Below are 21,162 nucleotides of genomic sequence, written 5' to 3'. Positions count from 1 at the left end.
ACCGCGTGCTGGTGATGTATGCCGGCCGCATCATGGAGGACATCCCGGCGCGCGAATTGCGCAATGCGCGCCATCCCTACACGCGCGCGCTGCTCGACAGCCTGCCGCGGCTCGACCGGCAGACCGACATGCTGCAGGTCCCGAGCCGCGATCCGGCCTGGCTGGACGGGCCGACCTTGCAGAGCGGGAGCCGGGCATGAGCGCGAGCGATCCGGCCATGGCGGGGAACCGTCCGGCTGCCCTCACGGTCAGTCATCTCTCCATCGTCTTCGGCCGCGGTGCGTCCGCGCTCAAGGCGGTGGACGATGTCTCCTTCACGCTCGGCCATGGCGAGGCCTTCGGGCTGATCGGCGAGTCCGGCTGCGGCAAGTCGACGGTGCTGCGCGCGCTTGCCGGGCTGAACAGCGAGTATGGCGGCACGATCGCCTTCCATGACCGCGAGGTGCCGCACAAGCGCGACAAGGCCTTCTTCCGGCGCGTGCAGATGGTGTTCCAGGACCCCTATGCCTCGCTGCACCCGCGCAAGATGGTGCAGAACGTGCTGGCCGAGCCGCTGAAGATTCACGGCTTCGACCGGCCGCAGGAGCGCATCGACGAGATACTGACCGCTGTCGGCCTCGGTCCCTCCTTCCGCTACCGCTTCCCGCACGAGCTCTCGGGCGGACAGCGCCAGCGCGTCGCGATCGCGCGTGCGCTCATCATCGAGCCGGAGCTGCTGCTGCTGGACGAACCGACCTCGGCGCTCGACGTCTCCGTGCAGGCGGAAATCCTCAACCTGCTGAAGCAGCTGCGCCGCGACCGCGACCTGACCTATCTGATGGTCAGCCACGACCTCGCCGTCGTGACGCATCTCTGCGAGCGCGTCGCGATGATGAGCGAGGGACGCATCCTCGAGGAGATGAGCGCAGCGGATGTCCGGGCCGGCCGGGCGCAGGAGCCCTATACGCGCGAATTCCTTGAGGCGAGCGTGGGTTATCGCCCGATCGCCTGAGCGGTCGGGACTTTCGGAAGATCAGCAGATGGACGAGGCAGGCATGACGGGTAAGGCCCTGGCGGGAGAGCATTGGCCGGTGAAGGACTGGGAGAGCGTCGCGCCGGAGGCGGCCGGCTGGTCGCGCGAGGGGCTCGACCGGGCGTGGCGCTATGCCGACACCATCTCGACCGCGACGGTCATGATCGTGCAGGGCGGGCGCGTCGTGGCAAGCCGCGGCGACCTCGCCCATCGCTACCAGTGTCATTCCGTCCGCAAGAGCTTCCTCAGCGCCCTGATCGGCATCCATGAGGAGGAGGGCCGGATCGACCTGTCGCGTACGCTCGCCGATCTCGGCATCGACGACAAGGACGGCCTGAGCGAGCGCGAGAAGGCGGCGACGATCTACGACCTGCTGACGGCGCGCTCGGGCATCTTCCATCCCGCCGGCTATGAATCGCCTTGGATGAAGTCGATCAAGCCGCCGCGCCATTCGCAGCCGCCCGGCACCTTCTGGCTCTACAACAACTGGGACTTCAACGCGCTCGGCACGATCTTCACGGCGCTGACCGGCGCCGGCATCCATGACGATTTCCTGGCGCGGATCGGCCGCCCGCTCGGTATGGAGGATTTCCGCCTCGACGGCGAGCGGCGCGACGGCTGGCTGGAGCCGGACGATTGCTCGGTCCACCCCGCCTATCCGTTCCGGATGTCGACGCGCGATCTCGCACGCTTCGGCCTGATGTTCCTGCGTCAGGGCCGCTGGCAGGGCGAGCAGGTCATCCCGGCCAACTGGGTCGCGACCAGCGTGCTGCCGCTTTCCGATGCCGGGCCGCGCGGCGGCTATGGCTACATGTGGTGGACCGAGCGCTCCGGCGCGGGCTTCCCCGGGGTCGTGCTGCCGGCCGGCAGCTACAGCGCGCAGGGCGTGGGTGGGCAGAACTGCCTCGTCATCCCGTCGCTCGACCTCGTGATCGTCCATCGCGTCAATACCGACATCAAGGGCACGGAGGTGAACCGCTTCGCCTTCGGCCGTCTGCTGCGCCTGATCCTCGAAGCGCGCCGGCAGGATTGAGCCGCCCCAACCTTCAGACCGACCGGGAGAGATCATGCCCAGCGCCATCGAACGTATCGCCGCATGGAGCCGCTCCGGGCCGGTCTTCTCGCCGCTCGCGCGGCTGAGGGCGCATCACGCCATCACGGATACGGTGGCCTGCATGCTGGCCGGCATCAGTGATCAGGCGACACAGGCCGTTCGCGAAGCCTTCGCGCCCGGGATCGGTCCGCAGGGAGAGGCGGCGGTCGCGGGCGGTGGCCGGGCAAGCGAGGCGATCGCTGCGCTGGTCAACGGCACCGCGGCGCATGCGCTCGACTATGACGACAATTTCCGGCCGGGCATCACCCATGCCTCGGCGGTTCTGGTGCCGGCGCTGCTCGCGGTGGCGCAGGGGCGCGGCGCCAGCGGACGCGCTTTCGTCGACGCTTATCTCGTCGGGCTGGAGGCGCAGGCCGCCGTCGGGCGCGGCATCAACCCGGCGCATTACACGATCGGCTGGCATGCGACCTCGACGGTCGGCGCGATCGGTACGGCGGCGGGCACGGCCTGGCTGATGGGACTCGATGCTGCCGGCATCGCGCGGGCGATGAGCGTCGCCGCCAGCATGGCCTCTGGCCCCAAGGGCCAGTTCGGCACGCCGGCGAAGCCGCTTCATGCCGGGCTCGCGGCGCGCAATGCCGTCGACGCCGCCGCGCTTGCCGCAGCCGGGATGACCGGGCGGCTCGACATCCTGGAATGTCCGATGGGCATCGCCGAGCTGTTCGGCGATGCGAGCGCTGCCGGCTGGGACCGGATGGTGCTGGCCTCGCCGCATGTGATCGAGAGCGACGGGTTGATCCCGAAGCGTCACCCCTGCTGCGGCTCGACGCATCTCGCCGTCGATGCGATCCTTGCGCTCAGGGCGGAGCACGGCTTTGCTGCCGACGATGTCGCGGCGGTCGATACGCTCGTCGGCATCGCCAATGCGCGCAACCTCGCCTATCCCGATCCGCAGGACGAGATGCAGGGCCGCTTCTCGATGCATTACTGCGTGGCGCTCGCGCTCATGCAGGACCGGCTGTCGCTGGCCGATTTCACGCCGGAAGCGGTCGCGCGCCCCGAAGTCCGGCGCCTGCTGCCGCTGACGACAATGCGGTCCTACGAGAAGGGCGAGGAGGCAGCCGGGCGTCAGCCGCATCGCGTCACCATCAGCCTCAAGGACGGGCGCGTGCTCAAGGCCGAGCGGTGGGAGGCCAAGGGCTCGATCGCCGTTCCGTTCGACGATGCCGATCGCGCTGCCAAATTCGCGGATTGCTGTGCCGGGCTGCCCGGCGCGGACGAGCTCTACGCGCGGCTCACCGAGATCGATGCGGCGGCCGATCTCGGCTTCCTGCTCTCGGAACCGGTGGAGATGGAGCGCGCATAGCCGCGCTTTCCGGTGGCTGCCCGCACCCGTTCAGCCGGGGGCTCCGGCTGGACCTCCTCCGCGATGGCCTCCCAGAACCGTTCGAGGGCGGGCCGGCCCTGCTGACGGGCCCGGTAGAGCCGGATCTCGGCCGTGATGTACCAGGACGGGTCGGCGGCCGGGACGAGCCGCCCGTCACGCAGCTCGTCGACGACGAGGCTTTCGGGAACCCAGGCTGCCCCACGCCCGGCCAGCACCATGGCCTTGAGGCCGACCGACATCGGGTTCTCGTAGACGGTGATCAAGGGCGTTGGCCGTTCGGCGAAGAGCAGGGCAAGCCGGCGCGCGAAGAAGGAGCTGTTGCCGTAGCTCAGAAGGCGAACGGGCGTGTCATCGGAGCAGAAGCCGTGGAGCGGCTCGCCGTCGTCGCCGGGGAGGGAGACGGGGATGGCCCGCTCGCTGCCGAGATGGCGATACATGAAGCGTTCGGCGTCGAGATCCGGCGATACCGTCGGATGCGCATAGGTCAGCAGGAAATCGCATTCGCTGCGGTTGAGCAGCGCGACATTGCCGCCGAAAGAGGCACGCTGGTCGCAGAAGCGCGTCTTCAGCGAGCCGAGCCTGTCCTCGATGCGGCGGACGAGGCCGGGAAAGAAGGTCAGCGACAGGGTGTTCAGCGTCGCGAAGACCAGCATCTCCGAGACGTCTTCCTGCTGCTGGAGCACCTCCTGCCGGGCGCCGTGCACCTGCCTGAGGATGTCCTGCGCGCGGGGCAGGAAGGTCTTGCCGGCCTCGGTGAGGCGGATCGGGTAGCTGCTGCGGTCGAAAAGCGGCGCGCCGAGCCAGTCCTCGAGCTGCCGGACCCGGCGGCTCAGGGCCGATTGCGTGACGTTCCGTTCACGGGCGGAGCGCGAAAAGCTGAGCGTCGAGGCAAGGCTCAGGGCGTCTTCCAGCCATTTCAACTCCATAACCACTCCTCCGCGCGTGCAGGATGGCACGGCCGCCCCGGCCGCGCCAGAAGCCGGCCGGGACATGCAGGCGTCGTGCCGGCCGGCTATTGCATCGGACCGAAAAGTGGAATCCACTTCTCGGATAAATCCGATGCACCGCCAATGAGATAGATCATCGTTATCGCGTCCGAGAGGACGCGCGATGATCTAGCGTGCGGCTTCGACTTCGCGCAGGCAGATCCTGAGCCGGTCGAGGATCATCTCGACATCGTCGGCGCCGACCGTCAGCGGCGGGCGGATCTTGAGGATGTTGTCGGCCGGCCCCTCGCGCCCGACCAGGATGCGCATGTCGCGCAGGCGGTTCATGACATGGGCCGCCGCATCAGTCGCAGGCTCCAGCGTCTCCCGATCCGTGACCAGCTCCAGCCCGAGGAAGAGGCCGATGCCGCGCACGTCACCCACGCAAGGATAGTCCGCCATCAGCGCGCGCATGCCGGCGAGCAGCTTGTCGCCCATCGCCTTGGCATTGGCCGAAAGCCCTTCCTCCTCGACGATGTCGAGGACTTCCGCGGCGATGCGGCAGGACAGGTTCGAGCCGCCGAAGGTCGAGAAATACTCAGGGCCTTCCGCGAAGCGCTCGGCGATGGCGCGGGTGGTGATAACGGCGCCGATCGGGTGGCCGTTGCCGAGGGGTTTGCCGAGCACGACGATATCCGGCCGCACATTCTGCTGTTCGAAACCGAAATAATAGTCGCCGAGGCGGCCAAGCCCGGTCTGCACCTCGTCGGCAATGCAGATGCCGCCGGCGGCGCGGATGCGCTCGTAGACGGCCGAGAGATAGCCGGGCGGCGGGATGATCTGGCCGCCGACGCTCGGGAAGGTCTCGGCGATGAAGCCGGCGACCTTGCCGCCGCGCTCGGCGATGGCTGCGAGCGCGCCATCGACCTGCTTGGCATAGTGCAGCGCCCGGTCGGCATCGTCGCGGCGGAAGCGGCCGCGATAGTCGTCGGCGACGTCGATGAGCTGCACCCAGGGCTTGCGGCCGCCCATGTTCGGCTTGTTGAACTTGTAGGCGGAGATGTCGATCGCGCCGGTGGTGTTGCCATGATAGCCGTGATCGGGCGTGACGATGTCGTAGCCGCCGCTGGCCGCACGGGCGAGGCGCAGCGCCAGTTCGTTGGCTTCCGAGCCGGAATTCACGAAGAAGCAGACTTCAAGCTCCTTCGGGAGCTTCGCGGTCAGGCGCTCGGCCAGCGCCATCGGCGCCGGGTGCAGGTAGCGCGTGTTCGAATTCATCCGCGCGAGCTGGTCCATCGCCACCTTGCGGATGCGCGGATGGGCGTGTCCGACATGCGGCACGTTGTTATAGGCGTCGAGATAGGGCCGGCCCATCGCGTCGAAGAGATGGTGGCGCCAGCCGCGCAGGAACGTGACGGGCTTCTTGTAGCTGAGCTTCAGATTGGCGCCGAAGCGGGCCTTGCGCTCGGCCAGCAGTGCGGCTTCGTCGATCGCCTGATAGGCGACGACATCGTCGGGCAGGTTGAGCAGCGCGGCGGGGTTCGGGCAGATCGCCTGCCAGAGCGCCCAGTCGTCGGGATCGGCGACGCCCGGCCAGTCATGGCCCATACCGTCGAGGGTGAGCGCGAGCTGGAAATGCAGATGCGGCTCCCAGCCGCCATTCTCCTCGGCCGGGCCGAGCTTCGCGAAGGCTTCGCCGGCCGCGATTTCCTGACCCGGCTTCAGCTTGGAGGCGCCGTCGGCGGCAAGATGGCCGTAGAGCGTATGGAAGACGTCGCCGGCAGGCGTGTGGTGTTCGAGGATGACGACGCCGCCATAATCGAGATGACCTTCGCGGTTCTCCGCCAGCGCGACCTTGCCGGCCAAGGGGGCGCGGACGGGTTCACCGGCCGGCGCGAAGACATCGATCGCCATATGAATGGTGCGGCGGTTCGAGGCGAGCCAGCGGCCCTTGCGGAAAGCCTTGTCGGTATAGACGAGCCGCGGCTCGCCATATTGGCCGAGCCACCACTCCTGGGCGATGCCGAGCCCGGTGCCTAGACGGCGGGCCTCGTCGGCGCGCAGCTCGAACGGGTTCTGCGGGATGGTCGCCTCGGCGATGCCGAGCGAGCCGACCGGCAGGCCATCGAGCGTCCGGCCGAGCACGGGCGCGAAGCTGCCGCGCTGCCCGGCGATCCAGCTCGCGATGCGGCTGGCGGCGTCGGTGACGGGCAGTCCGCAGGCATTGCGCAGCCGCGCGCCCATCAATTCGCCGTCGATCGCGGGGTTTTCAAGGAGGCGCCAGGCCGGGGCCTGCGAGATCGTGACATAGGGGTCGTTCGGGCGACCCTTGGCCTCGATCGTCGAGTTCACGACGCTGACCGCGAGGCGCATCCGCACGAGCGGCCAGATCAGGCCGATCTCCTGGGCGCTCAGGGGCGAGACGCCATGGTAGCCGGCGACGAAAGCCGCGAGCGCTGCTTCCGGCGCCTCGTGGTCGAGGATGGCATAGGCAGTGGCGATGGCGATCTCGCAGACGCGCGGGCCATGGGTCATGTCGCCGAAATCGATCAGGCCGCTGATGCGGGCGGGTGCGCCAAGGCGCGGCTCGACGAGGATGTTGAAGTCGTTGAGGTCGTTATGGATGGTCTGGCGCGGCAGCGTGTCGAGCGCGGGCTTGAGCGCCTCGAACCCGGCGACGATCTCCGCGATCAGCGTGCGGCGCGCGCCTTCGAGCACGTCGAGATGCGGCTTGATCCAGCCGGCCTCGGTCAGGTCCCATTTCGCCGCGTCCGGCGCGGCGGTGACCTTGAAATCGCGGAGCGCAAGGTCGAGACGCGCGGTGAGTGCGCCCAGTTCGGCGAGGACGGCAGGCGGCTGCGGCCCGGCTTCGCCCATCGGGATGCCCGTGAAGGCGCGCTGGACCCAGACCATGCGCTGCTGGCCCTGGGCATCGGCGACGTTCTGCCAGAAGCGCTGGCCTTCGGCGGTGAGGAGGCGAGGCAGCGGCAGCGCCGGGTCGGCCGCGAGCGCGTGATTGATCGCGGCGCATTGCTGGTCGACGAGGGCGGGTTCGCCCTGCGGGCGCATCGCCTTGACGATGACGTCACCCGCGCTGGTCCGGCCGCGGAAGTTGAGGTCGTATTCGCCGCCGAGCTGGCGCAGCCCGCCATCGATGCCGAACTGTTCGGCCACCCCACGCAACCAGACGTGTTCCATCATCTCTCCCCCGCCGCGGAGCTGCTCTGGCTCCGCGCTCGTTTCCTCAGGCCCGGTCGAATCGACCGGCGCCGTCTTCCATAGCCAGAAAGGCGGCCGGTTTGATCCCGCAAAGTTTGCGGGACGACGGCCGCCGGGTTGCGTGGGGCGAAGGTAGGCTTCTGGTTTCCGTACCCGGCACAGGAAAATGCGCCGTCATCCCGGACGAGCCGCGAAGCGGCGTTGATCCGGGATCCATCGAAGGGCGCCGGCGCTTTAGGATGGATCCCGGGTCAAGCCCGGGATGACGACGTGTTTTCGATGCGAGGTTTCAAACCACTCCACCGCCCAGCCAGCGCCGCTTTGCCCGCTCGATCGCCTCGCGCACCGTATCGGGAGCCGTGCCGCCATAGCTACGGCGGCTGCGGACGGAGTGTTCCGGCGCCAGCACCTCGAAGACCGCTGCGCCGATGCGCGGGTCGACCGAGCGCATGGCGTCGAGGTCGAGCGCTTGCAGGGTGCAGCCTTTCGCCTCGGCGAGCGCGACGACGCGGGCGGTGATGTGATGAGCGTCGCGGAAGGGGATGCCGGCCTCGCGCACCAGCCAGTCGGCGAGGTCGGTCGCGGTCGGGAAACCACGATCCAGGAAGGCGCGCATGCCCTCGGGGCGCACGGTGAGGTCGCGGACCATGCCGGTGGTGGCGGCGACGCAGAGCTCGACCGTTTCCAGCGCGTCGAACATCGGCTCCTTGTCCTCCTGCATGTCCTTCATGAAGGTCATCGGCAGGCCCTTGACCATCACCAGCATGGCGGTGAGCGAGCCGACCACGCGCCCGGTCTTGCCGCGCACCAGCTCGGCGGCGTCCGGATTGCGCTTCTGCGGCATGATCGAGGAGCCGGTGGTGAAGGCGTCCGACAGCGCGATGAAGCGGAAGCCGTCGCTGCACCAGAGCGTGATCTCCTCGTTGAGGCGCGAGAGATGCACGGCCAGCATCGAGCAGCAGAACAGGAGCTCGCAGATATGGTCGCGCGCGCCGACCGAATCCATCGAGTTCTCGGTCGGCCGGGCGAAGCCCAGCTCCGCCGCGGTGAACTGCCGGTCGATCGGGAAGGCGGTGCCGGCGAGCGCGGCGGCGCCGAGCGGCGAGACATTGGTGCGCTCGCGCGCGCCGGCCAGGCGCTCGCGGTCGCGGCCGAACATCTCGACATAGGCCATGAGATGGTGGCCGAAGGTCACGGGCTGGGCGACCTGCATATGGGTGAAGCCGGGCATGATCGTTTCGGCGTGCTCGGTGGCGCGCTCGATCAGGGCCTGCTGCAAGTCGCGGATGGTGCCGTCGAGAGCATCGATCGCGTCGCGCATCCAGAGGCGGACATCGGTGACGGCCTGGTCGTTGCGGCTGCGGGCGGTGTGCAGGCGCCCCGCCGGCTCGCCGATGATCTCCTTGAGGCGTGCTTCCACATTCATGTGGATGTCCTCGAGATCGATGCTGAACTGAAGTTCGCCCCGGTCGATCTCGCCGCGGATCTGGTCGAGCCCGGCCTGGATGCGCTCGTTGTCGGCGCCGGCGATGATGCCCTGCCGGGCCAGCATCGCGGCATGGGTCTTGGACGCTGCGATGTCCTGCCGGTAGAGCCGGTAGTCGAAGCCGATCGAGGGATTGATCTTGCGCATCACATCGGCCGGAGCCAGCGTGAAGCGCCCGCCCCACATCTTGTTGGCACCGGGGTTCTGGTCGGACATGATAGGCTCTCCGGGAGCGGCTGCGACGTGATCACCAAGGGATAGCAATCGCAATTTGGACTGTAAATTCCAAAATCGACCTTGACGTCCAAATGATGCCCATCATACTCGCGGGAGATGCGGCGGAACGGCCGGCGCGGGATGGGCAGCATGAAGATCGAAGAATTCACACTGGAGCGGATCCAGTCGCTCTACGAGAACACCGTCGAGTTCAATCTCTCCGATAGCGGCGTCCATCCCTATTCGCTGAACGAGCTGCTCAGCGCGGAGCAGCGCGCGAAGCTGATGGAGGTCGAGCTCGGCTATGGCTGGACCAATGGCGCGGTCGAGCTGCGCGAGGACATCGCCAAGCTCTACCGCAACCGGACCTCGGACGAGGTGATCGTCACCAACGGCTCGGCCGAAGCCAATTTCCTGATGGTGATGTCGCTGATCGAGCCGGGCGACGAGATCGTCGTCTTCGTGCCGAACTACCTGCAGATCTGGGGCTGGGCGCGGGCGATCGGCGCCACCGTCAAGGAAGTGAAGCTGCGCGAGGAACTGGGCTGGACGCCCGATCTCGACGAGGTTCGCCGCGCGATCACGCCGCGCACCAAGCTGATGACGATCTGCAACCCGAACAATCCGACCGGCAGCCTGCTCTCGCGCGAGACGATGGATGCGCTGGTCGAGATCGCCCGAGCACAGGGCTGCTATCTCCATGCCGACGAGGTCTACAAGGGCGCGGAGCTCGAAACCGACGAGCCGCCCAGCTTCGCCGATCTCTACGAGAAGGCGATCATCACCAGCGGCCTCTCCAAGGCGATGGCGCTGCCCGGCCTGCGCATCGGCTGGCTGGTCGGGCCGGCCAAGGACATCTACACCGCCTGGCAGAACAAGGACTACACCTCGATCACGACGAGCGCGCTGAGCGAGCATATCGCCCGCATCGTCATCCAGCCGGCGAAGCGCGCCGAAATCCTGCAGCGGAGCAAGACCATCCTGCGGGAGAACCTCGCCCTGCTGACGAACTGGGTGAAGGCGAATGAGGAGTTCTTCTCTTTCGTGCCGCCCAAGGCCGGCGGCATGGCCTTCATCAAGTACAGCCACTCGATGAACTCGACCGATCTGGTTCATCGCCTGCGCGAGGAGCGCGGCATCATGCTGCTGCCGGGCGATGTCTACGGGCTGGACGGCTATATCCGCATCGGCATCGGCGCGCCCGGCGACCATCTTTCGGCGGGTCTGGAGCGCTTGAGCGACTATCTCAAGTCGCAGCCGCGCTGACGGGGCGGGCATGACGCCGGAACTCGCCCCCTACCTGCCGGTCTGCGATGCGGTGGCGCTGCTGTTCCGGCCGCATGCCGAGGTCGTGCTGCACGATCTCGGCTCGCAGAGCGTCGTGCATATCGCCGGCAATTTCTCGCAGCGCGTGCTCGGCGAGCCGTCGCTGCTCGACGAGATCGGCTTCGATCCGAACGAGACGATCATCGGCCCCTACGAGAAGGTGAATTGGGACGGGCGGCGGCTGAAATCGATCAGCATCGTGCTCTCGGCTGGAAGCAAGGCGATCGGCGTGCTCTGCATCAATGTCGATGTCTCACAGTTCCATGCGCTGATGCAGACATTGTCCGCGCTGGCGACGGTGCCGGCCGGGGTCGAGAAGCCGCAGGCCCTGTTCAAGGAAGACTGGCACGAGCGCATCAACGAGTTCGTGCAGCAATGGACGCAGAGCCGCGGGCTCGCCGTGACCAGCCTCAGCCGGGCCGAGAAGCGCGAGCTGGTGGCTGATCTTGCGGCTAATGGTGCCTTCGGCGGGCGCAACGCCGCCGCCTATATCTCGCGCATCCTCGGGCTCGCCCGCGCGACCGTCTACAACTACCTCAACCAGGCCAACGAGACCCCGGATGCTTGACCTGTCGCGTGCGGAGATCGAGGCCGCCGTCGATCTCGACCGGGCCTTCGTTGCGCTGGAGGAGGGGTTCAAGGCTGCGGCTGCGGGGCAGGTGCAGATGCCGCCGGTCGGCTATCTCGGCTTCCCCGCGCATAATGGCGATTGCCATATCAAGTTCGGCCATATCGCCGGCGATGCCATCTTCGTCGTGAAGATCGCGACGGGCTTCTACGACAACCCTGCCAGAGGACTGCCGACGACGAGCGGCATGATGATCGCGCTCTCGGCCGAGACCGGCGCGGTCGTCGCGATCCTGCGCGACGAGGGCTGGCTCACCGATCTCAGGACGGCGCTCGCCGGCGCCATCGCGACGCGGGCCGGGATGCGGGCCGATGCGCGCCGGATCGGGATCGTCGGTGCCGGCACGCAGGCTCGGTTCCAGATCCGTGCCGCCGCGCATCTGCTGCGCGAGCGTGAGCCGCTTTTCGCGGTCTGGGGGCGCTCACCGGAAAAGCTGGAGGCGCTGCGGCGTGACCTCGAAGGCGAGGGCATCGCCGTCGAGCCGGTCACGGAGCTGGAAGCGCTCTGCGCGCAATCGGATGCGCTGATCACGGTGACGCCGGCTGCGGCGCCGATCATCCGCGACGACTGGATCAGGCCGGGGACGCATATCACCGCGCTCGGGGCCGATGCCCCGGGCAAGCAGGAGCTGGACACGGCGCTGGTCGCGCTCGCCGATGTCAGGATCGCGGATTCGCTGGAGCAGAGCCTCGACCATGGCGAATTCGCCGCCGCTGCGGCGGTCGGGCTGATCGATGCGGGTGACTGCGTCGAGCTTGGGGCCGTGCTGGCAGGAGATGTTCCGGCGCGGCGCTCGAACGACGACATCACCATCGCCGATCTCACGGGGATCGCGGTGCAGGACATCGCCATCGCGCGGGTGGTGCTGGACGGGATCAGGCGCTGAACGTTTTCTTTTTCAACACGGTGTCATCCCGGCCGGAGCGAAGCGAAGAGCCGGGATCCATTCCTGAGTCTTTCCGATAGAGGCTCAGGAATGGATCCCGGGTCTCCCTTCGGTCGCCCGGGATGACAGTAGTGGGGGCTGAGGCCGCCTTCAGCCCTTGTGCCGCGCGAGAAAGCGATCCATTCGCGCCAGCCCGTCGCGCAGCACCTCGGTCGGGACGCCGATGCCGATGCGGATGTGGTTCTCGATCCCGAACCAGCTGCCGGCGACGACGAAGACGCTCTCCTCCTCGCGCAGCTTCTGCGAGAAGACCTCCGAGGGCATGTCCTGGGGATAGCGCAGGAAGGCCATGCCGCCGGCCTGCGGGCGCCGCCAGGACCAGTCGTTATGCTGCGCCATCCATTGCGCCACGAGATCGGCATTGCTGCGCAGCAAATCCCGCCCGCGCGCAAGCAGGCGGCCGCGCGTTTCCGGGCGCATCACCTCCTCCGCGAGGATCTGGCTGAGGATGCCGCTGCCGATCGTGGTGTAGTCCTGCCGCTCGGCGGCTGCCGCCACGACCTCGGTGGGAGCGACGATCCAGCCGAGGCGCAGACCCGGGCAGGCGAAGGATTTGGACAGGCTGGAGGTGACGACGACCTTGGGGTAGCTGCCCCAGAGCGTCTCGGTTTCAGCCCCGTCGATCTCGCCGCCGCGATAGATCTCGTCGACCATGAGCCAGGCGTCGTTGCGCTTCGCGGCTTCGATCAGGGCGGCGCGGCTTGCAGCCGAGAGCACGCTGCCGGTCGGGTTGGCCGGGTTGGTCACCGCGATCGCCTTGGTGCCGGACGCGACCTTGGCGAGATGGGCAGGGTCGATCTGCCAGTCGCTCTCTCCGGAAAGCTCCAGCCGGCGGATGTCGAAGCCGAGCGCGCGGCCGAGCCCGTCGATCTGCATGAAGTTCGGCAGGGCGAAGACCAGCGCGTCGCCGGGCTCGAACAGCGCCATCAGGGCGATCATCGTCGCCTCCGACGAGCCGTTGGTGACGAGCACGTTCGCGGCGGTCGCTCCGGGATACCAGGAGGCGATGTTGTTGCGCAGGTCCGGGCGGCCATCGGTCCAGCCATAGCCGAGCGGCTGCTTCAGCAGGTCGCGCGCGGCCTGTTCGCCCAGGATGTCCTCGATCGACCAGGGATGAACGCCGCTCTCGGTCAGGTTGATCTCGACGTCGTTCTCGAAGAGCGTCTGGTTCCGCTCCATCTGGAAAATGTCGAACTTCAAGCGAGCCTCCCGCCTTGCGGCCTGTCGCTTGCCGCCGGGGCGGCAAGGCTGTTCCGGCCATCTGTGCAGGCGGGGAGGGAGCGGGTCAAGGTAAATTTGGACAAGAAGTCCAATTTGGATTTTATGTTTATTCTGCCCCTGCGCCCGGTTTCGTAGCGCGCGCGTCACACCGACTTTCGAAGGTGAGGGCGTGGCTCGTCCGGCTGCGGATTTTCTCTTCGCCTTGCCGGGAACCGAGGCCGCCCTATATCCGTTGGCCAGCCATGTTTGAATCGCCGATGCCTACCTCGAATTTCCGCTTTCCCGGTGTGCTGAACTCCCAGGAACTGCTCGTCGCCGAAGCCGTCCAGGCCAGGGCCTGGGCCGCGATCGGGCATGACGACAGGCTCGATACCGAGCTGGAGTCCGAGGCCCGCGACCGGCTGGGACGGATCATCCTGCGCCTGATGTCGAACGCCTCCGACTCGGTATCGGACCTGACTTCCGCGGCCGTCGCCGAGTTCAAGGCGACCCGGCCGACGATCCGCGTCGCGTTGTCCGGGCCGCAACGCGGCTAGCGCTTTCCAATTCCCAACCGAAACACGCGGGTCATCCCGGGCGACCGAAGGGAGACCCGGAATCCATTCCGGAACCTTGCCGATTCAGCTTCGCGCATGGATCCCGGATCTTCGCTTCGCTCCGTCCGGGATGACGCGCGTCTTGGGGAGGCGGGAGGAGGGCGAGGCAGGCCTTGCCCTCCATCTCGTCGTGTTACTCAGCGCAGCTCGCTCAATGCGCGGCCATGTCGAGCGGCGGCTCGACATCATCAGTGATCGGGTTGGCGAAGGGGTTCTTCGCACGGAAGGCCGCGAACTCGTCCTTGGCCGCCTTGAGCAGGGCGGGATCGTTCAGCACGTCCGAGGCGACGCCGGCCATCGCCTTGGCCGCCAGCGCGAGGCCCTTGTGGGCGGCCGGGGCGAGGCCCTGGGCGACCAGCTGCCAGGAATGGCCGGGCGTGCCGATCGCGTAGCAGGCGGTGCGGCACTGCACGGTCGGGACGACCCAGCTCACCGTGCCGACATCGGTCGAGCCGACTGAGGTGTCGTTGCCGGCGCCGAGCGGATAGATCTCATCGCTGAGCGCCTCGCCATCCTTCGGCTTCAGGTCGAAGCGGCCATAGGCGGCGGCGATGTCCTGCGGGCTCAGCGTCTGCTGGAACTTGGCGGCGAAGGCATGGTCGGCCGCGTCGAAGCCGGGGCCGCCCAGCGCCAGCAGATTGGCCTGCATCGCCTCTTCGAGCGGACGGTTGCCGACGAGATTCGCGTCGCCCGAGAGCTGCCTGACCGAGACGGTGGTCTCGCTCATCAGCGCCGCGCCCTCGGCGATCTTCTTCACGCGGGCGACGAGCTCCCACATCTCGGAGAGCGTGGCGGCGCGGATCAGCTGGCGGGTCGTCGCAGTGGCCTGCACGACATTGGGAGCGATGCCGCCGGCATTGATGATCGCGTAATGCACGCGTGCCGTCGAAGGCATGTGCTCGCGCATGTAGTTCACGCCGATATGCATCAGTTCGACGGCATCGAGTGCCGAGCGGCCGAGATGCGGCGCGGCGGCGGCATGCGAGGCGCGGCCGGAGAAGGTGAACTCGATCTCGACGCAGGCGAGCGAGAAGGCGCGGTTGACGCCGTTGAAGGAGGCCGGGTGCCAGCAGAGCGCGATATCGACATCGTCGAAGGCGCCGGCGCGCACCATGAAGCCCTTGGCCGAGCCGCCTTCTTCCGCCGGGCAGCCATAATAGCGCACGCGGCCCTTCAGTCCGTTGGCGGCGAGATAGTCCTTCACCGCGGCGGCGGCGAGCAGCGAGGCCGAGCCCAGCATGTTATGGCCGCAGCCATGGCCGTTGCCGCCCTTCTCGACCGGGGTCTCGGTCGCGTTGCCGGCCTCCTGGCTCAGGCCCGGCAGGGCGTCGAACTCACCCATGATCGCGATGACCGGGCCGCCTTCGCCGGCCTCGCCGATCACCGTGGTCGGGATGCCGGCGACACCCGTGGTGACGCGGAAGCCTTCGCTTTCCAGCATGGCGCCGTGCTCCGCGGCTGAGCGGACCTCCTGATAGTTCAGCTCGGGCATGTGCCAGATGCGGTCGGAGAGCCCGAAATAGGCCGGGGCCTTGTCGTCGATCCGACGCCAGACATCCTTGCTGTTGCTCATGGATAGGTTCCTCCTGCGCGGGTCGTGCGGCCCGTTTCCGTGCCGGTTTCTGGCATGTCGCGCGGGAGGCTCACAAGCGGGCCGGCGGCAGGGTTCGCCTGCGCTGGCGGCAGAGGTCGATCATCGCAGCCCGGATATGGCGCCGGAGACTCGCGTGGCGTTTCATGTCTCGGGCATGAATCCGTGGGTTGAATACTTTCAGTTTGAAATCATTCTATTGTTTATGCCGAATGCTCATTTGGCGAGAGAGTTCATCGCTCTCGATCGGTATGTGTTTTCGTGCTTTCTCTTCGGGCTGGTTTCTGCGATAGGGCGAGCCACATCTTCATATGACAGCGCTGACATGAAACATCATTCCTTCCGGATCGCCTCACTCGCCGCCGTTCTCGCGATCGGCTCCCTCGCGTCGCCTGCGCTGCGCGCCCAGGAGGAACCGGCGGAGCAGCCGGCCGCTGCCGCGCCGCAGCGGCCTGCGCCGCGCCCGGCCCCCAAGCCGGCTCCGAAACCGGCGGCCAAGCCGGCCCAGCCCGTCGCGCAGGCTCCGGCCGCTCCCGCCGTGCCGAGCGTCAGCCAGCCTGCCGCCAAGGCGGCGACGCTGCCGAATGGCGCCACCGCGATCAACGAGACCTATGGCGACTGGACCGTCGATTGTCGGCTCGCCAATGACCAGCGTGTCTGCGTCCTCGTCCAGTCGCAGGGCAACAGCCAGACCGGCCAGCGCGTCTTCGCGATCGAATTGCGCACGCCGAAGGACGGGCGCGCCGAGGGCACGATCCTGTTTCCGCATGGGATGAAGCTGGAGAACGGCGCGGTGCTCCGGCTCGACGACAAGGACCTCGGCCAGGGCCTGCGCTTCTCGACCTGCCTGGCGCAGGGCTGCCTGCTGCCGATCTCGTTCCCGACGGTCGCGACCGACGCGATGAAGGCCGGCAAGGCCTTGACGGTCGCGGCGCTGAACCTGTCGAACAACGAGCCGGTCTCGTTCAACGTCTCGCTGACCGGCTTCGGCGCAGCGCTCGACCGGATCGCCCAGATCGACAAGTAGCCGGCAACCGGACCGGCTGCCCGATTGGTGGTTTTCCTCGCCCGGCCGCCATGCCGTAGCGAAAATCACCAAAGCTGGCCGGCGCCGCACAGAAATTTGGCTCGTTCTGCCAGTGCTTCCGTGCATGATCGGCGGCACTGGGAGTTCGGGCCAAATTCATGACAACAGATCCGCGCCTGCCGTTCCTCGCCGAGCTGGAGAAGAAGATCCTCTGGCTGGCTTCGTGGACGATCCACAACGCCAATCATATCCGCGCGAACGACGACGGGATGAAGGTGGGCGGGCACCAGGCCTCGTCGGCCTCGCTCGCCACGATCATGACCGCGCTCTACATGGCGGCGCTGAAGCCGCAGGATCGGGTCGCGGTGAAGCCGCATGCCTCGCCGATCTTCCACGCCATCAACTATCTGATGGGCCTGCAGACACGCGAGAAGCTCGAGAATTTCCGCGGCTACAAGGGCGCGCAGAGCTATCCCTCGCGCACCAAGGATATCGACGACGTCGATTTCTCGACCGGCTCGGTCGGCCTCGGCGTCGCGCAGACGCTGTTCTCCTCGCTGACGCAGGATTACGTGAAGGCGCATGGCTGGGCGAAGGACCGGCCGGAAGGCCGCATGGTCTCGCTGATCGGCGATGCCGAGCTCGACGAGGGCAATATCTTCGAAGCCCTGATGGAGGGCTGGAAGCACGGCCTGCGCAATACCTGGTGGATCATCGACTATAACCGCCAGTCGCTCGATGCGGTTATCCGCGAGGGGCTCTACGACCGGTTCGAGACGATGTTCCGCAATTTCGGCTGGGACGTGGTCACGCTGAAATACGGCTCGCTGCAGCAGGCGGCGTTCAAAGAGAAGGGCGGCGAGCGGCTGAAGGCCTGGATCGATTCCTGCCCGAACCAGCTCTATTCGGCCCTGACCTTCCAGGGCGGCGCGGCCTGGCGCAAGCGCCTGATGGACGATCTCGGCGACCAGGGGCCGGTGACCAAGCTGATCGAGAAGCGCTCGGATGCCGAGCTCTCGAAGCTGATGTGCAATCTCGGCGGCCATGACCTGCCGTCGATCCTCGAAGCCTTCGAGTCGATCGACCATGACCGGCCGGTTTGCTTCCTCGCCTATACGGTGAAGGGCTTCGGCCTGCCGATCGCCGGGCACAAGGACAACCATGCCGGGCTGATGACCAAGGAGCAGCTCGACGGCTTCCGCAAGGCGAACAATATCCGCCCCGGCCATGAATGGGACCTGTTCGAAGGGCTCGACCTGCCCGAGGGCGAGGTCCGCGCCTTCCTCGACAAGGTGCCGTTCTTCTCGCAGGGGCGGCGGCGTTTCTCGGCGGCCAAGCTGCCGGTGCCGGCGAAGCTGGAGGCCGGCATCCAGCCGTCGATGTCGACCCAGATGGGCTTCGGCAAGGTGCTGGACGATCTCGCAAAGACCGGCGGGCCGCTGGCCGACCGCATCGTCACCACGGCTCCGGACGTCACCGTCTCGACCAATCTCGGGCCTTGGGTGAACCGGCGCGGGCTCTTCGCCAAGGCATCGATGGCCGACACCTTCAAGGACGAGCGCATTCCCTCGATGCAGAAATGGGAGTTCTCGCCGAAGGGGCAGCACGTCGAGCTCGGCATCGCCGAGATGAACCTGTTCATCAATCTCTCGGCGCTCGGCCTGTCGCATTCGATCTTCGGCGAGCGCCTGATCCCGATCGGCACGCTCTACGACCCGTTCATCTCGCGCGGGCTCGATGCACTGAACTATGCCTGCTACCAGGATGCGCGCTTCATGGTCGTGGCGACGCCCTCGGGCGTGACGCTGGCGCCGGAGGGCGGGGCGCATCAGTCGATCGCGACGCCCTTGATCGGCATGAGCCAGGACGGGCTCTGCTCCTTCGAGCCGGCCTTCGTCGACGAGTTGGCCGTGATGATGCGCTGGTCCTTCGACTATATGCAGCGCGACGGCGAGGGCGATCCCGACGAGCGGACCTGGCTGCGCGACGAGACCGGCGGCTCGGTCTATCTGCGCCTCTCCACTCGGCAGGTCGAGCAGCCGAGCCGGGCGATGACGCCGGAGCTGGAGCGCGCCATCATCGACGGCGCCTATTGGCTCAGGAAGCCGGGGCCGAACGCCTCGGTGGTCATCGCCTATACCGGAGCGGTCGCGCCCGAGGCGATCGAGGCGGTGGGGCTGCTCAGCGAGGACCGGCGCGATGTCGGCCTGCTCGCGATCACCTCGGCGGACCGGCTCAATGCCGGCTGGCAGGCGGCCGAGCGGGCGCGCCAGCGCGGCAATCACGCTGCGACCAGCCATGTCGAGCGGCTGCTCGGCGAGCTCTCGCGCGATTGCGGCATCGTCTCGGTGCTGGATGGGCATCCGGCGACGCTGGCCTGGCTCGGCAGCGTCCATGGCCACAGGCAGAAGGCGCTCGGCGTCGAGCATTTCGGCCAGACCGGCACGGTGGCCGATCTCTACCGGCATTTCGGCATCGATGCGAACGCGATCGTGCACGCTGCGAACGCGGCGGCGCCGGGGCGGCCGGTGCGCTATCTCAGGGCGTTGCCGGAGTAAGAGGCACTAATGCAGGGTGTCATCCCGTGTCTGCGCCGCAGCGTTTTACGTTGCAGCGCGCGCGGGATGACAGGTGCCCTCGTTCGCGCCGGGTATCAGAAGCGCGGCGTCGAGAACGTGTTCGCGAAGGGGTTCACGCCGGCGCCGATGCGGCCGGGCAGGGTGCCTTCGCCGTAGAGCTCGCCCGTGCTGGCATAGACCGGCGAAGCCGACATGTGCTGGGTGGCATAGCGGTTCAGCGAGCCGACCGGCACGACATTGCCGGGATCGAGATAGCTGCGCTTCTGGACGGTGACGCGCAGGGGCCCACGGCGGCTCTGCGCCTCGGCGATGCTCGCCATGACGGTCGAGGCCGTCGCAGCGACGGCAAGGATGGCGGCAACGCGCTTGAACGACATCATGACGGCAATCTCCGGGGAGCGGATCGATCCGCTCGATGTAAGCATCCCAAAACCGGTGCAAAGACTAGCACGGCGTCGTTAACAACTTTGTTAGCGCTCGCGGCGGGGCTTTTTCATGCGACGCGGTCGCGGCTCGGGCGTCGGCTCGGCCGTCGCGGTCTTCATCTTCAGGGCCGGCATCGTGCCGTCCGCGTCGAGCCAGGAGACTTTGCGGCCGGTGGCCGCGAGGCGCGGCGTGGCGCAGCCTGGCTGGCGCTGGAGCTCGCTGCGGGCGAAGGCGGCGCGCAATTCGGGTTCGGCGCCGGCATTGGCGAGGTCGAGCCGGTCGATCAGGCAGGTCAGTTGCTTGCGGTCGCTGGGCCTGGCGCCGGCACACCACCAACCGCTCATCGCGAAGGGAGCATCGGGCCCGACCGTGCGGAAGGCGAGGCAGGAGCGGCTTTCGCTGCCGTCGCCCAGGACGATATCGGCGGTCTCGAGCGGGCCGAAACGGGTCTCGATCAGCGCGGGCGTGCTGCCGCGCTCGACGGCGAGGCTGCGGAGTGCCGCCGCATGGACCAGCGCGACCGTGAAGGAGCCGGACTGGGCGGCGATGCCATCGCCCGTCTGCAGGCGCAGCGAGAGATGAGGAGCGGAGCCCGTGAAGGCGCCGAAGCTCAGCAGGTCCTCGCGCTGGCCGCCATCGCGGCTGCGGCGGGCCTCGATCGCGGGGGCTTCGCGGCCGAGTTCGGGCGCCTCCAGATGGAAGATCGCGATCGGGCGGGTGATCGCGACCCAGTCGGCTTCGGTCGCGGCGAGGAGCGGCTTGCGATTGACGGGCGGCTGGGTGGTCGCGGCAGCGACGGGAGAAGCAAGGCTGGCCAGCTGGGACCGGCCTTCGCCGCTCCCGGACAATGCCGTGACAAGCGCGGCCGTCAGGCTGATGCCGCCGAGCGCGGCCGCGACGCGCCAGGCGAGGGCGCCCGGCAGGCCGAGGCCGTTGCGCGGCACGAGGCGGCGAAGGGCACGAGAGACGATGCGGAAGCCGCTCTCGATCCGGTCGACGCAGGTGATGAGAGCCGGGACGAGATCGACCCGCCTGAGCCGGGCCCATGCGTCGCGGCACCGGGCGCCGGCAACGGACAAGCCATGCTGCCATTGCTGCGACAGGGGCCGCAACCACTCCATCCATTCGTCCGAACGCAAACGCAACCCGTCACTCCCGCGCGGCCAAGGCCGGCCGCACCAGCCATCGTCAGGCGGGCAGGCTGGACGCTGAGAGTCGCCGCCGGGTTACCGGCGCCGGCCAATCGGCAGGCAGCGTGAACGGGAGGTCAACAGGCAGGGTTAACGCGCCGGGCGACGGCGGCTATGAGGAGGAGATTGACTTTTCGTCGCTCCCGGTGTTCTGACAGGGCGTGGTGCAAGGTTGTGCCGCCTAGCGAAGTTTTCAGCCCTTCGGGATTGGCTCTGTGACTGTCCGTCTGACGACGACGAAACTCACGACCAAAACGACGACCGGGAAAACCGGCCTGTCGCGCTGACGCTTCGCCTCGGTTCCGGGTCCATCTCCCCCCGGCGGGGAGAGA

General features: G+C 67.6%; 17 protein-coding genes. 10 read left to right on the top strand and 7 right to left on the bottom strand.

Annotation, left to right across the window (positions count from 1 at the left end; translation table 11 throughout):
• Window positions 1-14 precede the first annotated feature (14 nt).
• From WFK61_RS26115 to WFK61_RS05810, 4 genes are read left to right on the top strand one after another with little or no spacing between them, the layout of a single operon-like run.
• Window positions 15-200 (top strand): ABC transporter ATP-binding protein, encoded by a 186-nt coding sequence (locus WFK61_RS26115; protein ID WP_404979083.1) that lies wholly within the window; start codon window positions 15-17, stop codon window positions 198-200.
• On the top strand, window positions 197-991 hold the full coding sequence (locus tag WFK61_RS05820; protein WP_336810597.1) for an ABC transporter ATP-binding protein: 795 nt from the start codon (window positions 197-199) through the stop codon (window positions 989-991). Before WFK61_RS26115 ends, WFK61_RS05820 begins: the two co-directional genes overlap by 4 nt.
• A gap of 43 nt (window positions 992-1,034) precedes the next feature.
• Window positions 1,035-2,045, top strand: coding sequence for a serine hydrolase domain-containing protein (locus WFK61_RS05815; protein WP_336810596.1), 1,011 nt, complete (start codon window positions 1,035-1,037; stop codon window positions 2,043-2,045).
• A 34-nt stretch (window positions 2,046-2,079) separates the two neighbouring features.
• On the top strand, window positions 2,080-3,432 hold the full coding sequence (locus tag WFK61_RS05810) for an MmgE/PrpD family protein (RefSeq protein WP_336810595.1): 1,353 nt from the start codon (window positions 2,080-2,082) through the stop codon (window positions 3,430-3,432).
• Here the strand turns inward: WFK61_RS05810 and WFK61_RS05805 are convergent.
• The 3 genes from WFK61_RS05805 to argH all read right to left on the bottom strand — a co-directional run bounded on the left by WFK61_RS05805 (window position 3,351) and on the right by argH (window position 9,300).
• Window positions 3,351-4,379, bottom strand: a complete 1,029-nt coding sequence (locus WFK61_RS05805) for a LysR family transcriptional regulator (RefSeq protein ID WP_336810594.1) — start codon at window positions 4,377-4,379, stop codon at window positions 3,351-3,353. The genes WFK61_RS05810 and WFK61_RS05805 overlap by 82 nt on opposite strands.
• A 189-nt stretch (window positions 4,380-4,568) precedes the next feature.
• Window positions 4,569-7,577 carry an aminotransferase class III-fold pyridoxal phosphate-dependent enzyme gene (locus WFK61_RS05800; protein WP_336810593.1) on the bottom strand — a complete coding sequence of 1,003 codons (3,009 nt, stop codon included), beginning with the start codon at window positions 7,575-7,577 and terminating at the stop codon, window positions 4,569-4,571.
• 310 nt (window positions 7,578-7,887) lie between these two features.
• Entirely contained in the window at window positions 7,888-9,300 is a 1,413-nt protein-coding gene (gene argH, locus WFK61_RS05795; RefSeq protein WP_336810592.1) for an argininosuccinate lyase, read from the bottom strand.
• Between the two features lie 150 nt (window positions 9,301-9,450).
• Here argH and WFK61_RS05790 point away from each other — a divergent pair, with 150 nt between their 5' ends.
• From WFK61_RS05790 to WFK61_RS05780, 3 genes are read left to right on the top strand one after another with little or no spacing between them, the layout of a single operon-like run.
• On the top strand, window positions 9,451-10,566 hold the full coding sequence (locus WFK61_RS05790) for an aminotransferase class I/II-fold pyridoxal phosphate-dependent enzyme (RefSeq protein WP_336810591.1): 1,116 nt from the start codon (window positions 9,451-9,453) through the stop codon (window positions 10,564-10,566).
• A gap of 10 nt (window positions 10,567-10,576) precedes the next feature.
• Entirely contained in the window at window positions 10,577-11,194 is a 618-nt protein-coding gene (locus tag WFK61_RS05785; protein ID WP_336810590.1) for a helix-turn-helix transcriptional regulator, read from the top strand.
• Complete coding sequence (locus tag WFK61_RS05780) at window positions 11,187-12,140, top strand: ornithine cyclodeaminase family protein (protein WP_336810589.1); 954 nt, start codon at window positions 11,187-11,189, stop codon at window positions 12,138-12,140. Before WFK61_RS05785 ends, WFK61_RS05780 begins: the two co-directional genes overlap by 8 nt.
• A 150-nt stretch (window positions 12,141-12,290) precedes the next feature.
• Here WFK61_RS05780 and WFK61_RS05775 read toward each other — a convergent pair whose 3' ends face one another.
• Window positions 12,291-13,400 carry an aminotransferase class I/II-fold pyridoxal phosphate-dependent enzyme gene (locus tag WFK61_RS05775; protein WP_336810588.1) on the bottom strand — a complete coding sequence of 370 codons (1,110 nt, stop codon included), beginning with the start codon at window positions 13,398-13,400 and terminating at the stop codon, window positions 12,291-12,293.
• Window positions 13,401-13,678: 278 nt separating this feature from the next.
• Between WFK61_RS05775 and WFK61_RS05770 the strand changes: the two genes are divergently transcribed.
• A complete protein-coding gene (locus WFK61_RS05770; protein WP_336810587.1) occupies window positions 13,679-13,957 on the top strand; it encodes a hypothetical protein in 279 nt (92 codons plus the stop codon).
• 211 nt (window positions 13,958-14,168) lie between these two features.
• Here the strand turns inward: WFK61_RS05770 and WFK61_RS05765 are convergent, their stop codons facing one another.
• Complete coding sequence (locus WFK61_RS05765; protein WP_336810586.1) at window positions 14,169-15,590, bottom strand: amidohydrolase; 1,422 nt, start codon at window positions 15,588-15,590, stop codon at window positions 14,169-14,171.
• A gap of 343 nt (window positions 15,591-15,933) precedes the next feature.
• Between WFK61_RS05765 and WFK61_RS05760 the strand changes: the two genes are divergently transcribed.
• On the top strand, window positions 15,934-16,635 hold the full coding sequence (locus tag WFK61_RS05760; protein ID WP_336810585.1) for an invasion associated locus B family protein: 702 nt from the start codon (window positions 15,934-15,936) through the stop codon (window positions 16,633-16,635).
• Between the two features lie 158 nt (window positions 16,636-16,793).
• Window positions 16,794-19,193, top strand: coding sequence for a transketolase-like TK C-terminal-containing protein (locus tag WFK61_RS05755; RefSeq protein WP_336810584.1), 2,400 nt, complete (start codon window positions 16,794-16,796; stop codon window positions 19,191-19,193).
• A 95-nt stretch (window positions 19,194-19,288) separates the two neighbouring features.
• Here WFK61_RS05755 and WFK61_RS05750 read toward each other — a convergent pair whose 3' ends face one another.
• On the bottom strand, window positions 19,289-19,594 hold the full coding sequence (locus WFK61_RS05750; RefSeq protein ID WP_336810583.1) for a hypothetical protein: 306 nt from the start codon (window positions 19,592-19,594) through the stop codon (window positions 19,289-19,291).
• Window positions 19,595-19,684: 90 nt separating this feature from the next.
• Window positions 19,685-20,785 carry a hypothetical protein gene (locus tag WFK61_RS05745; RefSeq protein WP_336810582.1) on the bottom strand — a complete coding sequence of 367 codons (1,101 nt, stop codon included), beginning with the start codon at window positions 20,783-20,785 and terminating at the stop codon, window positions 19,685-19,687.
• Between the last annotated feature and the right edge of the window lie 377 nt (window positions 20,786-21,162).

Origin of the sequence: Allobosea sp. MMO-172 (assembly GCF_037147855.1) — a bacterium.
GTDB lineage: Bacteria > Pseudomonadota > Alphaproteobacteria > Rhizobiales > Beijerinckiaceae > Allobosea.
The sequence above is the reverse complement of the archived record's forward strand: the minus strand, read 5'-3'. Positions and strand labels throughout refer to the sequence as shown.